Below are 13,664 nucleotides of genomic sequence, written 5' to 3'. Positions count from 1 at the left end.
TGCCCGTCACGCGTCGATGCTCGTCCCCAGCGACGCGTGCACCAGCCCGCCATCGACCGTGATCGTCTCGCCGATCACGTAATCCCCCGCGCGGCTGGCGAGATAGATCGCCGCGCCCGCCATATCCTCGTCGACTCCGACGCGCTTCGCCGGAATCCCTTCCGCAACCGCGTCGCCGTGATCGCGCGCGGCCTTGTTCATGTCGCTGGCAAACGCCCCCGGTGCGATCGAGGTCACGTTGATCGAGTCTGTCACCAGCCGCGCCGCCATCCGCTTGGTCAGATATATCAGCGCCGATTTCGACGCGTGATAGCTGTACGTCTCCCACGGGTTGAGCCGCTGCCCGTCGATCGAGGTGATGTTGATCACCTTCGCCGGCCGTTCGCGCGAGCCCGACGCCTTCAAGGCGGCGTGCAGCGCCTGCGTGAGGAAGAAGGGCGACTTGACGTTGAGGTCCATGACCTTGTCCCAGCCGACTTCCGAAAACTCCTCGAACGGCACACCCCAGGCCGCTCCGGCGTTGTTCACTAGGATATCAAGCTTCGACTCATGCTCGGCGAACTGCTCGGCCAACGCCTTGCACCCGGCCACCGTCGAGACGTCCTGCGGCAGCGCGATGCAGTTCGGCCCGAGTTCGGCGGCGGTCTCCTCGCACGCCGCGGCCTTGCGCGACGAGATATAGACCTTGGCCCCTTGCGCGACGAAGCCCGCGGCGATCATCTTGCCGATCCCGCGGCTGCCGCCGGTGATCAGCGCGACGCGGCCGTCGAGCCGGAACAGGGTGGTGGTATCCATGACGCATCCTCCGAATGTTTGCCCGCTTGGTATCGTCGGGACGGCGTTCCTGCAAACCCGTTATTCGAAGCGGTGCATATTGACGAGGGTGGGGGCCGTACTATGCTCGCAAAAAAGAGCAGGAGAGCGCGTATGAGGTTTTCTGGCAAACGTGCCGTCGTGACCGGCGGCGCGTCCGGCATCGGCCGGGCGACCGCGCTCCGGCTTGCCGACGAGGGCGCCACCGTCCTGATCGGCGACATCGACGAAGCCGGCGGCCGCGCGCTTGCCGATGCATCAGACGGCCGCATCCAGTTCCAGCGCACCAACGTGCTTCAGGCGAGCGATATCGAGGCGCTGATGCAGGCGGCCGACGATGCAGGCGGGCTCGACATCCTGTTCAACAATGCCGGTGCGGGCGGATCGCGCGATCCGATCGGCGAGATCTCGCCCGAGGACTGGGACCGCACGCAGGCGCTCCTCCTCCGCTCGGTCGCGCTCGGCATCCGCTATGCCGCGCCGCTGATGGCGAAGCGCGGCGGTGGCGCGATCGTCAACACCTCGTCGGTGTCCGCGCTCGGCACGGGTTATGCGCCGACCGCCTACTCGACCGCCAAGGCCGGGGTGCTCCACCTCACCAAGCAGGCCGCCGCCGATCTTGCGCGCCACGCGATCCGCGTCAACGCGGTCGTCCCCGGCTTCATCGTCACCAACATCTTCACACGCATGCTCGATCTCGACGAGGCGAAGACCAGCAAGGCCGACGCGATGATCGCGCACATCGCCGCCGACGCACAGCCGATCCGTCGCCCCGGTACCGGCGACGACATCGCGGCGGCGGTCGCGTTCCTGGCCAGCGACGATGCGAGCTTCATCACCGGCACGCACATCTTGGTCGACGGCGGCATGACGATCGGCACGCGGCCGAGCTGGGACCCCGCGCAACCGTCGCTGTTCTCGATCCTCGACAGCCTGAAATGACCGCCCCTATGACCGGCTCGCTATGACCGCCCCGGCCCGGCGGCTGTCGACCGCGACGATGGCGAGCTATGGCTTCGGCGCGGTGGCGTACGGGGTGAAGGATTCCGGGTTCGGCACGTTCCTGCTGCTGTTCTACAACCAAGTCGTCGGGCTGCCCTCCGCCACCGTCGGGCTGGTCATCATGATGGCGCTGCTGATCGATGCGTTCGTCGATCCCGCGGTCGGCTTCTTCTCCGATCGGACTCGGACGCGGTGGGGGCGGCGGCATCCTTGGATGTACGCGTCGGCGCTGCCGATCATGATCGGCTGGCTGTTGCTGTGGAATCCGCCGGCGATGCTGTCGCAGCCGCAGACGCTCGTCTGGCTGTTCGCGATGGCGGTGCTCGTGCGCAGCGCGGTGAGTTGCTACGAGGTGCCGTCGGTCGCGCTGACGCCCGAACTCACCTCGGGTTACGACGAGCGGACGCGGATCATGGCCTATCGCTATCTGTTCGGCTGGGTCGGTGGGTTGCTGATGCTGCTGTCGGCGTACCAGTATTTCCTCAGCCCCACTGCGGCGTTCCCGAACGGTTTGCTCAACCGCGCGGGCTATGCCGGGTTCGCGCTCGCGGGGGCGGTCGCGATCGGCATCGCGATTCTCGTCTCCGCGCTCGGCACGCACCACGAGATCAGGCATCTCCCCAACCCGCCGATCGCGCGGCAGACTCTGCGCGAGTCCTTCGCCGAACTCCGCCAGACCGTGAAGAACCGCGCGTTCGCCATCCTGATGGCGGCGGGCGTCTGCGCGTACACGATCCAGGGCATCAGCTATGCGATGTCGAACTATCTCTACACCTATGTCTGGGGCTTCAAGGGACCGGTGTTCGTCTACCTGACGATCGCGCTGTTTTCGGGCGTGTTCCTCGCGTTCCTCGCCGCGCCCCGGCTGGGCAGGACGGGGAGCAAGCCCAAGGTCGCCCTGGCCGCGGTGCTGCTCGGCGCGGCGCTGAACACCGCGCCCTACTGGTTGCGGATGCTCGGCGTTTTCCCGGAGGTCGGCGACCGCGCGCTGCTGCCGATGCTGTTCGGGCTGTTCATCCTCGGCACCGCGTCGAACGTCACCGGGTTCATCCTCGGCGCGTCGATGATGGCCGACGTGGTCGAGGATTCGGAGGCGAAGACCGGGCGGCGGTCCGAAGGCGTGTTCTTCGCGGGCTCGTTCTTCGTCCAGAAATGCACGAGCGGGATCGGCATCTTCTTCGCCGGGATGATCCTGGCGATCGCGGGCTTCCCGGCCAAGGCGACACCGGGGACAGTGCCGGTCTCGACAATCGACCGGCTGACGCTGATCTATGCCGGGCTGTACGTCGTGCTCGCCTGCGTCTCGGCGTATTTCTTCTCCCGCTTTCCGTTCGGGCGCGTGGAGCATGAGGCACGGCTGGCGCGGCTGGCGCGGCTGGCCGACCCGGTTCGGTAGGTATGACTTTAGCCGTTCCCCGGCGGAGGCCGGGCCCAGTCGGGGGACGGTTGTTGATCCGCTAGCGCGCCATTACGAAGGCCTATCCAACTGGGCCCCGGCCTCCGCCGGGGAACGGTGACATCGGAGTTTTCATGCGTATCGCACCCGTTTTAGCCACCGCCCTGACGCTCGTCCTTGCATCCCCCGCCGTGGCACAGACGATCGCGCCGATCCTCACCACCCCCGACGCGCGCGATCCGCACAGCTACGCCCGCCCCGCAGAAGCCCGCGTCACGCATGTCGCGCTCGATCTCGCCGCCGATTTCGACACGCACGTCATCCGCGGCATCGCGACACTCGACATCCTGGCCAAACCGGGCGCGAAGCTCGTGCTCGACGATAACGGGCTGAAGATCGTCAATATCACCGACGCCAACGGCAAACCGCTCGCCTACGAAGTCGGTGCGGTCGACAAGATCCACGGCGCGCCGCTGACCGTCACGCTGAACGGCGCCAAAAAGATTCGCATCGCCTACGCCTCGTCCCCCGACGCGAAGGCGCTCCAATGGCTGACCCCGGCGCAGACCGCGGGCAAGAAGCAGCCATTCCTGTTCAGCCAGGGCGAGGCGATCCTCAACCGTAGCTGGATCCCGACGCAGGACTCCCCCGGCATCCGCCAGACCTGGGAGGCGAAGATCGCCGTCCCCAAGCAGCTCACCGCGGTGATGAGCGGGCTCGCGACCGGCAAGCCGACGTGCGTCGCCGATCGCTGCACCTTCCAGTACAAGATGGACAAGCCCGTCGCGCCGTACCTGATCGCGCTCGCGGTCGGCGATATCGCGTTCAAGTCGACCGGCCCGCGCACCGGCATCTGGGCCGAGCCCGCCACGCTCCCCAAGGCCGCCTATGAATTCGGCGAGCTCGAGAAGTTCGTCGCCGCCGCGGAAGGATTGTACGGCCCGTATCGCTTCGGCCGCTACGACGTGCTGGTCCTGCCGCCGTCGTTCCCGTTCGGCGGGATGGAGAACCCGACGCTGACCTTCGCGACGCCGACCGCGATCGCGGGCGACCGCAGCCTCGTCTCGCTGATCGCGCACGAACTTGCGCACAGCTGGTCGGGCAATCTCGTGACCAATGCAACGTGGGACGATTTCTGGCTCAACGAAGGTTTCACCAGCTATTTCGAGAACCGGATCATGGAGGCGCTGTACGGCAAGCGCCGCGCCGACATGGAGGCCGACCTCGCCTGGACCGACATGATGGCCGCGGTGAAAGAGGCCGGCGGTCCGGCGGCGAAGGACACGCAGCTCCACCTCGATCTCGACGCGGCGCGCGATCCCGACGACGGCATGACTCAGATCGCCTATGACAAGGGCGCATCGTTCCTCCGCACGATCGAGAAGCAGGTCGGCCGCGCACGCTGGGATGCGTATCTGCGCAGCTATTTCGACCGTCACGCCTTCCAGCCGCAGACCAGCGCGGGCTTCCTCGCCGACCTGAAATCGAAGCTGCTCACCCCCGCCGAGGCCAAGACGATCGGCGTCGACACCTGGGTCTACAGCCCCGGCATCCCGGCAAACGCGGTGCATGTCACGTCCGCTGCGTTCCCCGCAGTCGATGCCGCGGCGAAGGCCTATGCGGCAGGCGGGCCCGTGTCCGGCGTTCCGGGCAAGGCGACCACGCAGGAGATCACGCGCTTCCTGTCGCAGCTCCCCCGCAAACTCCCCGCCGAGCGGCTGAAGGCGCTCGACGAAGCATTCGGCTGGAACAGCACGGGCAATGCCGAGATCCGCTTCGCCTGGCTGCAACTCGCGCTCGCCAATCATTACGCGCCCGCCGACGCCTCGGCCGAGCAGTTCCTGACCTCGCAGGGCCGACGGAAATTCGTCGCGCCGCTGTTCCAGCAGCTGATGGACTCAGGGGACTGGGGCCATAAGCTCGCGATGGACATCTACGGCAAGGCGCGGCCGGGCTATCATGCGGTCACGCAGGTCACCGTGGACCGCATAACCGGCTGGAAACTCATGAACTGAGCCAGTCTGCCTGACGAATATGGGCGTTGGTCGGTGCGGCAACACGCTTCGTCGGATATGGTTCCCGGCGCGCTTTCAATTAAATCGAACCTCCCGTAGCCAGACTGCGACAAACGGGTTTTGGCCGGGGGGTCTCGATGAATTTCAAGGCGTTAGCAGCGCGTTTTGCGCTGGTGGTATCGTGCGGCCTGATGACGGCCACACCGGCAGCGGCCCAGTTCTGGCAGTGTGTCACGTTTGCGCGTTCGGTTTCGGGCATCGAAATCCGCGGCAACGCGAACACCTGGTGGAGCCAGGCCGAGGGTCGCTACGAGCGTGGCCACACCCCGAAGGCCGGTTCGGTCCTCGCCTTCTCGCCGACCTCGCGGATGCGCGTCGGCCATGTCGCGATGGTCTCGAAGGTCGTCAGCGACCGCGAAGTCCTCCTCACCCACGCCAACTGGTCGCGCCCCGGCGCCGTCGAGACCAACGTTCGCGCGGTCGACGTCTCCGACGCCGGCGACTGGAGCATGGTCAAGGTCTGGTATGGTCCGCAGGGCGGCCTCGGCACCTCGTCCTATCCGACCAAGGGCTTCATCTATTCGGGCCATGCCCCCGCCGCCGACACGCTCGACGCGCCTGCGCAGCCTTCGTTCCAGATGGCCAGCGCCACCCGCACCGTCACCGCAACGCAGCGCGCCAACGCGGCGCAGCTCGCAAGCGTGCAGCACGGCCCGACCGACCCCCGCGGCATCTTCACGCTGGTGAACGACGCGAACTGAGCCCGTGGCGCCCGGCTGGTCCGGCATCCATTGCTGCCCCAACGTCTCGCGCTCATCATCCCCCAGCCAGTCGAGTGCTTTAACGCTACCCTAAAGGAACACCTCCCCGGCGAAGGCCGGGGCCCAATTGGTGAGGTTTCGGTAACAGCGCGCAACGTCGATTAGTGACGTCTCCCAATTGGACCCCGGCCTTCGCCGGGGAGGTGCAGACGCACAGAGGCCGCTACGAAAACGCGCGAACGTTACAGCGTAAAACGGGCCGCTCGGTCCTGGCCCCTTGTTCTCCCGCGAAGGCGGGAGCCCAGTCTGGATCCCCGCCTTCGCGGGGAAACACTTTTAGGTGGTAGCGATGAGCGATGCCCATCACGGGCTGAATTTCTTCAAGCAGCCTTAAACGTCAGTGCATCGCCGTTCATGCAGTAGCGCTTCCCCGTCGGCTTCGGCCCATCGTCGAACACATGCCCCAGATGCCCGCCGCATCGCCGGCAATGCACCTCGGTCCGCGCCATCCCCATCGTCGAATCGACCCGCGTCCGCACCGCGTTCGGCAATGGCTGCCAGAAGCTCGGCCAGCCGGTGCCGCTCTCGAACTTGGTCTTCGACGAGAAATTCGGCAGACCGCACCCGCCGCACGAGAACACCCCCGCACGATGCTCGCCGTTGAGCGGGCTCGAATAGGGCCGCTCGGTACCCTCCTTGCGGAGCGTGTTATACGCGTCGGGCGACAGCTTCTTGCGCCACTGCGCGTCGGTCAGCGTGACCTCGAACCGCTCGGCGGCCTGCGCGGGCTGCGACGAGCATCCCCATAGCGTGAAACCGGCGATGCCTGCGCCGGCAAGCGTGAGAAAGGCGCGGCGGTCCTGGGTCATGTTCGTCTCCATGGTTCGGATATAGGTACGGCCGAACCACCCGATAAGGTGACGCCAACGCTCAGTATTTGCTGATCTCCACCGGCAGCGTGCGGTAGCCGTGGACGAAGCACGCGTTCACGCGGGTCGGCTCCTCCAGCACGTTTACGCGCATGCGGCGTTTGGCCATCTCCTCGAGCAATATCGCGATCTGCATCTCGGCGAGCCGCGCGCCGACGCAGCGGTGGATACCGTGCCCGAACGCCAGATGCCGCCGCGCGTTGGGGCGATCGACGACGATCGAATCCGCATCCTCGCCGAACACGCTCTCGTCGCGGTTCGCCGAAATGTACCAGAGCGCGAGCTTGTCGCCTGCCTTGATCTGCTGGCCCATCAGTTCGGTGTCCGCCGTCGCGGTCCGCCGCATATGCGCGAGCGGTGTCTGCCAGCGCAGGATCTCGCTCACCGCATTGGGGATCAGCCCCGGGTCCGCCTCCAGCTTGGCGCGCGACTCGGGAAACTTGTCGAGGCCGTAGGCGAGCGCGGACATCGAATTGCGCGTCGTGTCGTTGCCGCCGACGATCAGCAGGATGAGGTTCCCGATGAATTCGTTGTGATCCATGTGAGACATCGCGTCCGAATGGATCATCATCGAAATGAGGTCGGGCGTCGGGTCCTTGTCGATCTTCGCGTCCCACAGGGTTTTGAAATACGCGCCGCATTCGAACATGTGGACGAGGCGTTGCTGGCGCAGCTCGTCGGTCTTCACCAGTTCGATATCACCCGCCCAGTCGGACCAGAAGGTCAGCTTCCGCCGGTCCGCCCACGGAAAGTCGAACAGGATCGCCAGCATCTGCGTCGTCAGTTCGATCGCGACGGTGTCGACCCAGTCGAACCGCGTGTTCCACGGCAGGCTGTCGAGCATCGCCGCGGTGCGGCTTCGGATATCGCCCGACATCCGGGTCATCTCGCTCGGCGTGAAGGCGGGCGCGACGGTGCGGCGCTGGCCGGTATGGACGGGCCGATCGCGCGCGATGAACATCGGCATCTGGACGTCGCGCCCGGCAACGAAATCGGCGATCGTGATGCCGCCCGCCTCGGACGAATAGAGTTCGGGGAGCGACTCGACCTCGACGATCCCCTTGTAGGTAGAGACGGACCAGTACGGCCCGTAGTCGGAGTGCTCGACATAATGCACCGGCGACTCGGCGCGCAGACGGGCGAACGGCGCCTGCCAGAGATCGTCGCGGTAGAGTTCGGCACGACTCACATCGAGCGGATCGACCGCGTATTGCGCCACGTCACTCGCCAGAGTCGCCATCGTCTCTCTCCCGTGTTTTGCCACAGGAAATGCTTTGCTGACACCTATGTCAATAGGGACCGTCGGATTCGGCTTTCACGATCCTCCCCCGCCAGGGGGAGGTGTCTGGCCCTTGCCAGACGGAGGGGGAGGACACGGAGCATTGGTGGTCGCTTACCTCCCCCTCCGTCACCTTCGGTGCCACCTCCCCCTGGCGGGGGAGGATTGAGCCGCCCTAAGCCACCTTGGCCTTGCGCCGCCAGAACGGCCGTGCGCTCCCCGATTGCAGCACGCCGCGCCGGAACAGCCGCGCGCCGACGGTGATGAAGATCGTCACCCACAACGCCTGCCACGCGAGCGCCGCGATGTGCGGCCACAGTGCGGGCGAATTCGCCGCGCGGCCAGCCATCGCGAACGGCGACGACAGCGGGAACAGCTCGGCAGCGGTCGCGATCCAGCTGCCGGGATGCGCGACCGCGGCCGACGACAGTCCGAACATCGCGACCTGCAGGATCGTGATCGGCAGCGACAGCATCTGAATCTCGCGCATCGTCGAGGCCTGCGCGCCGACGCCGAGGAACACCGAACCGAGCAGCAGATACGCCATGCTGAAATAGGCCGCGAACAACAGCGCGAACGTCGGTCCGCCGACCGCCGGCGTCAGGTCGCCCAGTGCTGCCGCCGCGCCCGCGGGCATCAGCGTCGTGATCTGCGTGACGACGGTGCCCCAGAACGCGACGAACAGCACCGCGACGCCGAACATCCCGATCAGCTTGCCGAAGAACACCGATTCGAGCGGCACCGCGGCGGCAAGCACCTCGATCACCTTGTTGTTGCGCTCCTCGGCCATCGTCCCGACGACCTGGCCCGAGAGGAACAGCGTCAGGAAGAAGATCCCGAACACCGCGAAGAACGCGGACTGGTGCTGGCCGCCGACCGACGTCGTCGAGCGCGTAACCGGCATCTTGGTCGCGGCGATCGCCGGCAGCGTGCCGCCGAGCTTCTGCGCCGCCAGCGTCGTCTGCGCGAGCGTCGCCAGATAGTCCGCCGATCGCGCGCCACGCGGCCCGTACAGGATCTGCGGCGCATCGAGCGGGCCGTAGAGAACGGCGGATGCGTCGATATTCTTGGTTTCGAACGCCGCGCGCGCCTGTGCCGCCGGGTCGGCCAAGGGCGCGACGGTGGTCAGCTCAGGCGGGGCTTCGTCGTCGCGAAACATGCCGCGCAACCGTGTGTCGGCGTCGGCGATCGGGCGCGTGGTCGCGGCGGGGACGATCGCGACGATCCGCGTCTTGTCCTGCGCGCCGCCGCTGACGCTCGCCGCGCCCAACCCGCCAATCGCGCCGAACGATCCCATGATCACCGGCGCGAACAGGAACAGCAGGAAGATCGGCGTGAAGACGGTGGCGATGAAATCGCGCCGCGCGATCGTGAAGGTCTGGCGGAGAGTCCGGCGAAAACGGCTCATGCAGTCTCCTCCTTGGCGACGTCGCCATGCTGGCCGACGATTCGGACGAATGCTTCGTGCAAGCCAGGGCGCTCGATCGACAGCCCCGAAATCCCGTGCCCCGCGTCGATCAACCGCACGAGCAAGCTCTCGATACCCTCGCCCGGCAGCTCGAACCGCCAGCTATCCCCGTCCGCCACCGCGTCCGCGGGCAACACCGCGCGTATCGCCGGGTCGGGGCGGTGCGGCGTGTAGTGAACCCGCTGCGGCAATATTCCGCGTGCGTCCGCCACCGTCCCCTCGAACCGTCGTTTGCCGCCGGCGATGATCGCCAGCCGGCCGCACAGCCGCTCGGCATGGCTCATGATGTGCGTCGAGAACAGGATCGTCGCACCTCGGTCCCGCTCGGCCAGGATCAGCGCCTCGAGCCGCTCCTGGTTGACCGGATCGAGCCCCGAGAAGGGCTCGTCGAGCACGAGCAGGTCGGGCTGATGGACGACCGAGCCGAGCAGCTGCACCAGCTGCGCCATGCCCTTCGACAGCTTGCGGATCTTCTCGTCGACCGCGTGGCCGAGCCCGGCGGCCTCCATCAGCACGACCGCACGTTCGCGCCCGGTCTTCCAATCGAGTCCGCGCAGCGCACCCAGGAACGCGATCGCCTCGCGCGCCTTCATCGCCGGGTACAGCCCGCGCTCCTCGGGCAGATAGCCGACCCGGTCGCTCGCATCGCGCGGATTGTCGTAGCCGAGCAGTGTGCGGCTCCCCTCGTCGGGCTCGATGATCCCGAGCAGCATCCGCAGCGTCGTCGTCTTGCCCGCGCCGTTGGGCCCGAGCACGCCGTAGACCGAGCCGCGTGGCACCATCATGTCGACGCCGTCGACCACACGCCGGTCGCCGAACCGCTTTACGATTCCGCTCGCGGTGACCGCCCATTCATCGTTCACGCGCAATCTTCCTCCCGAGGGTGCTCGCGTGGTAGCGGGCGGACGTGGCGCAAGACAAGCTGGAACACCGCCTTAAGGCCAAAGCGGCCGAATTGGGTTTTGCCGCCTGCGGAATCGCGCGAGCGGATGCCGCGCCGCGCGCGGGCGAACGGCTCCACCGATGGCTTGCCGACGGCCGCCACGGCGACATGATCTGGATGGAGGAGCGCAAGCACCACCGCGAAAGCCCCGCCGGCCTGTGGCCCGAGGTGCGCAGCGTGATCGCGCTCGGCATGAGCTACGCGCCGAAGGACGATCCGCTGCGGCTGGCGGACGAGGGCGGGGTAGGGCGCATCTCGGTTTACGCGCAGGGCCCCGACTATCACGACGTCGTGAAGCGCCAGTTGAAGGCGCTCGGGCGCTGGCTGGCGGCGGAAGCGGGACGCGACCTGCCGCCCTTCGACCTGAAGGTTTTCGTCGACACGGCGCCGGTGATGGAAAAGCCGCTCGCCGAAGCCGCCGGGCTCGGCTGGCAGGGCAAGCACACCAATCTCGTCAGCCGCGAGCACGGCAGCTGGCTGTTCCTCGGCGCGATCTACACCACGCTCGACCTGGCGCCCGACAAGGGCGGCGTCGACAGCTGCGGCAGTTGCGACGCGTGCCAGACCGCGTGCCCGACCGACGCCTTTCCGAAGCCGTTCCAGCTCGATGCGCGCCGCTGCATCTCCTATCTGACGATCGAACATGCCGGCCCGATCCCGCACGAATTCCGCGCCGCGATCGGCAACCGGATCTATGGCTGCGACGACTGTCTGGCGGTCTGCCCCTGGAACAAGTTCGCCGCCGCGGCGAATGCGAACCTCGCCTTCCACCCGCGGGCGGAGCTGGTCGCCCCGGAACTGGCGGACATCCTTGCGCTCGACGACGCGAGCTTCCGCCAAGTCTTCGCCGGCTCCCCGATCAAGCGCATCGGCCGCGACCGGATGATCCGCAACGCGCTGATCGCGGCGGGCAACAGCGGCGATCCGATGCTCGTCGAGCCGATCGTAAAGCTGCTGGCCGACGATGCCCCGGTCCTGCGCGAGGCCGCAATCTGGGCATTGGCACGGCTGGATGCCGTGCGTTTCAAGGAGGAGCAGGCCCTGCGGGCGCCGATCGAGACCGACCCCGTGATCGTCGATGCGTGGGCAGAAACCTGTACGAGTCCGGCCGAACGAAACGCGGTCCGCGCACGACCGGACCAGTAACCCGTGGACGCTGCCGGTGGGATGCGCCGGCAGCGTCGCTGGGTCTTATGCGGCGTCGCGGTCGCTCTTGGTTTCCGCGATACGATCGTTGGCGGCGGCGCCCGCGATCTCGATCCGACGTGGCTTCATCGCCTCCGGTACCTCCCGCTTCAGAGCGATGCGGAGAAGTCCATTGTCGAAGCTTGCATGCTGGACCTGGACGAAGTCGGCCAACTGGAACCGGCGTTCGAACGCGCGCGTCGCGATGCCGCGGTGCAGGAACCGGCTGTCGTCACGATCGTCCGGGCGTCGGCCCGTCACCGTCAGCTGGTTGTTCTGCGCGACGATCTCGATGTCGTCGGGGCGAAAGCCCGCGACGGCCAGCGTGATCTGATAGCTGTCCTCGCTCTCGCGTTCGATGTCGAACGGCGGATAGCCCTCGGGGGCCTCGGTCCGTGCCGTCGTCTCGAGCAGATCGAACAACCGGTCGAAGCCGACCGTCGACCGGCGATAGGGAGCGAAATCGAAGTTGGTCCTCATATCCAAATCCTCCTCATGAGCAATCTGAGCACGAGGAACACCGGATACCGAGCCGGTGCCCTCTGGTGACGCCGGACCGAAAGATCGCGTCCGGCGCCGGCAAGATGGTTCAGCCGAGACCCTGTTCAAGAGCCGCCAGAAATTATTTTTTGCGACGATTTGCGGGTCGGAAGAAGGCAGCGAAAAAGGGATCGCGACGGCGATTACCGTCCCCCCTCGCGGCGGGTTAGGGCGGCGACGCAGCTCGCGCGGTCGATCGTGCTGCCGTCGGGTTCGCGCGCGTCGAGATAAGTGACGCGCGGCGCGTCGGATCCCTTGGGGTAGAGATACGCGTCGAGCACGCAGATGCCGCTCTGGAACTGGAGTTTGCGCGCGCTGCCTTCGCGGACGTCGGCGTCGGGCTGGCCGAACAGCTTGGTCAGCCCGGCGACGTCCTGGCCCAGCACGCGCTCGAGTCCGACGCTCGTATAGGGGATTGCGGGGCGGCCGACCGCGGGCCTGGCGACCGGTGCCGCGCACCCGGCGAGGCCGCCGCCGAGGGCCAAGGCGATCGCTATCGTCGTCTGTCGCGTCATGCTCGGCCCTTGTTGGAAGATTGGTTGCCGGAAGATTGGGTGCGGGAATATCGCGCGTGGAAATAATGCGTCGCCATCGCGGCCCCCAGTACGGGGGCGGCGATGTTGAGGATCGGAACCACGAACAGGCCGGTGTTCGCAAGCCCCAGGACGAACCGCCCCGGCCTGGTCGTCGCACGCCAGCCCCGCATCGCCGCCGCGTCCATGTGTCGCGCCGCCACCATGTCGCCCAGATCGCGCCCGAGCAGCCAGCCATTGACGAGGAAGAACGCCGCCGCCGTGCCGACCCCGGTGACGAGCAGCGCCACATAGACGGGCAGCATCAGCAGGTTGACGAGCACGACGCGCGCGGCCGAGCGCAGGCCCATTGCGAGGCTGCGCGCGAGCGGGACGGGGCGGGCGGTCTCGAGCGCTGCGGGATAATGCCGCGCTTCGACCGCTTCGACGACCTCGTCCGCGAAGATCCCGACCACCGCGATCGCGACCGCGCGGAACAGCAGCCACAAGGCGAGGATCGTGACGAACAGCGCGAACGCCGCGGCGAGTCCGTCGGCGCGCCAGTCGAGCCACGCGGCGAGGGCCGCCTGCGTACCCCACCATGTACCCATGCCGAGCAGCGCGAAGACGAGCAGCGTGACGACCATCGACTTCACGAACACGCGCAGGATCGGCGGATCGGTGAGTTGGCCGAGCGAGAGGAGGAGGGCGCGGAGCATGGGTCCGGGATGGCGCGCGGTGGTCGGAAGGTCAACGCGGCTTCTCATGCCGCCCACCAGTTCCCCCGCGGACGCTGGGGCCCAGCTAAGCCACGGACACTA

13 protein-coding genes are annotated in these 13,664 nt (G+C 67.1%); 5 read left to right on the top strand and 8 right to left on the bottom strand.

Annotated elements, in window-relative coordinates; genetic code table 11:
- Positions 1–6 precede the first annotated feature (6 nt).
- On the bottom strand, positions 7–795 hold the full coding sequence (locus ASF00_RS03160) for an SDR family oxidoreductase (protein ID WP_055873972.1): 789 nt from the start codon (positions 793–795) through the stop codon (positions 7–9).
- Between the two features lie 132 nt (positions 796–927).
- Between ASF00_RS03160 and ASF00_RS03155 the strand changes: the two genes are divergently transcribed.
- The 4 genes from ASF00_RS03155 to ASF00_RS03140 all read left to right on the top strand — a co-directional run bounded on the left by ASF00_RS03155 (position 928) and on the right by ASF00_RS03140 (position 5,987).
- A complete protein-coding gene (locus tag ASF00_RS03155; RefSeq protein ID WP_055873969.1) occupies positions 928–1,755 on the top strand; it encodes an SDR family NAD(P)-dependent oxidoreductase in 828 nt (275 codons plus the stop codon).
- 22 nt (positions 1,756–1,777) lie between these two features.
- Positions 1,778–3,211 carry an MFS transporter gene (locus tag ASF00_RS03150; protein ID WP_235525583.1) on the top strand — a complete coding sequence of 478 codons (1,434 nt, stop codon included), beginning with the start codon at positions 1,778–1,780 and terminating at the stop codon, positions 3,209–3,211.
- A 134-nt stretch (positions 3,212–3,345) separates the two neighbouring features.
- On the top strand, positions 3,346–5,226 hold the full coding sequence (locus ASF00_RS03145; protein WP_055873968.1) for a M1 family metallopeptidase: 1,881 nt from the start codon (positions 3,346–3,348) through the stop codon (positions 5,224–5,226).
- Positions 5,227–5,363: 137 nt separating this feature from the next.
- Entirely contained in the window at positions 5,364–5,987 is a 624-nt protein-coding gene (locus ASF00_RS03140) for a CHAP domain-containing protein (RefSeq protein WP_082463185.1), read from the top strand.
- 380 nt (positions 5,988–6,367) lie between these two features.
- Here the strand turns inward: ASF00_RS03140 and msrB are convergent, their stop codons facing one another.
- The 4 genes from msrB to ASF00_RS03120 form a co-directional block, all read right to left on the bottom strand.
- On the bottom strand, positions 6,368–6,868 hold the full coding sequence (msrB, locus tag ASF00_RS03135; RefSeq protein WP_200910465.1) for a peptide-methionine (R)-S-oxide reductase MsrB: 501 nt from the start codon (positions 6,866–6,868) through the stop codon (positions 6,368–6,370).
- Positions 6,869–6,917: 49 nt separating this feature from the next.
- On the bottom strand, positions 6,918–8,156 hold the full coding sequence (locus tag ASF00_RS03130; RefSeq protein ID WP_055873965.1) for a cytochrome P450: 1,239 nt from the start codon (positions 8,154–8,156) through the stop codon (positions 6,918–6,920).
- 214 nt (positions 8,157–8,370) lie between these two features.
- Positions 8,371–9,603: an ABC transporter permease gene (locus ASF00_RS03125; RefSeq protein ID WP_055873962.1), complete on the bottom strand. Its 1,233-nt coding sequence runs from the start codon at positions 9,601–9,603 to the stop codon at positions 8,371–8,373.
- Positions 9,600–10,526: an ABC transporter ATP-binding protein gene (locus ASF00_RS03120; RefSeq protein ID WP_156348143.1), complete on the bottom strand. Its 927-nt coding sequence runs from the start codon at positions 10,524–10,526 to the stop codon at positions 9,600–9,602. The genes ASF00_RS03125 and ASF00_RS03120 overlap by 4 nt, the downstream gene beginning before the upstream one ends.
- 44 nt (positions 10,527–10,570) lie before the next feature.
- On the opposite strand from ASF00_RS03120, the gene queG reads away from it, so the two are divergent.
- Positions 10,571–11,752, top strand: a complete 1,182-nt coding sequence (queG, locus tag ASF00_RS03115) for a tRNA epoxyqueuosine(34) reductase QueG (RefSeq protein WP_055873958.1) — start codon at positions 10,571–10,573, stop codon at positions 11,750–11,752.
- A gap of 45 nt (positions 11,753–11,797) precedes the next feature.
- Here queG and ASF00_RS03110 read toward each other — a convergent pair whose 3' ends face one another.
- From ASF00_RS03110 to ASF00_RS03100, 3 genes are all read right to left on the bottom strand, one after another.
- Positions 11,798–12,271 (bottom strand): Hsp20 family protein, encoded by a 474-nt coding sequence (locus tag ASF00_RS03110; RefSeq protein WP_055873955.1) that lies wholly within the window; start codon positions 12,269–12,271, stop codon positions 11,798–11,800.
- 203 nt (positions 12,272–12,474) lie between these two features.
- Positions 12,475–12,846: a hypothetical protein gene (locus tag ASF00_RS03105; protein ID WP_055873952.1), complete on the bottom strand. Its 372-nt coding sequence runs from the start codon at positions 12,844–12,846 to the stop codon at positions 12,475–12,477.
- Positions 12,843–13,562: an EI24 domain-containing protein gene (locus ASF00_RS03100; RefSeq protein WP_055873949.1), complete on the bottom strand. Its 720-nt coding sequence runs from the start codon at positions 13,560–13,562 to the stop codon at positions 12,843–12,845. Before ASF00_RS03100 ends, ASF00_RS03105 begins: the two co-directional genes overlap by 4 nt.
- Between the last annotated feature and the right edge of the window lie 102 nt (positions 13,563–13,664).

The sequence above is a fragment of the Sphingomonas sp. Leaf34 genome (genome assembly GCF_001421805.1).
In the GTDB taxonomy this organism is placed as follows: Bacteria; Pseudomonadota; Alphaproteobacteria; order Sphingomonadales; family Sphingomonadaceae; genus Sphingomonas.
This window is presented reverse-complemented; position numbering and strand designations above follow the sequence as displayed.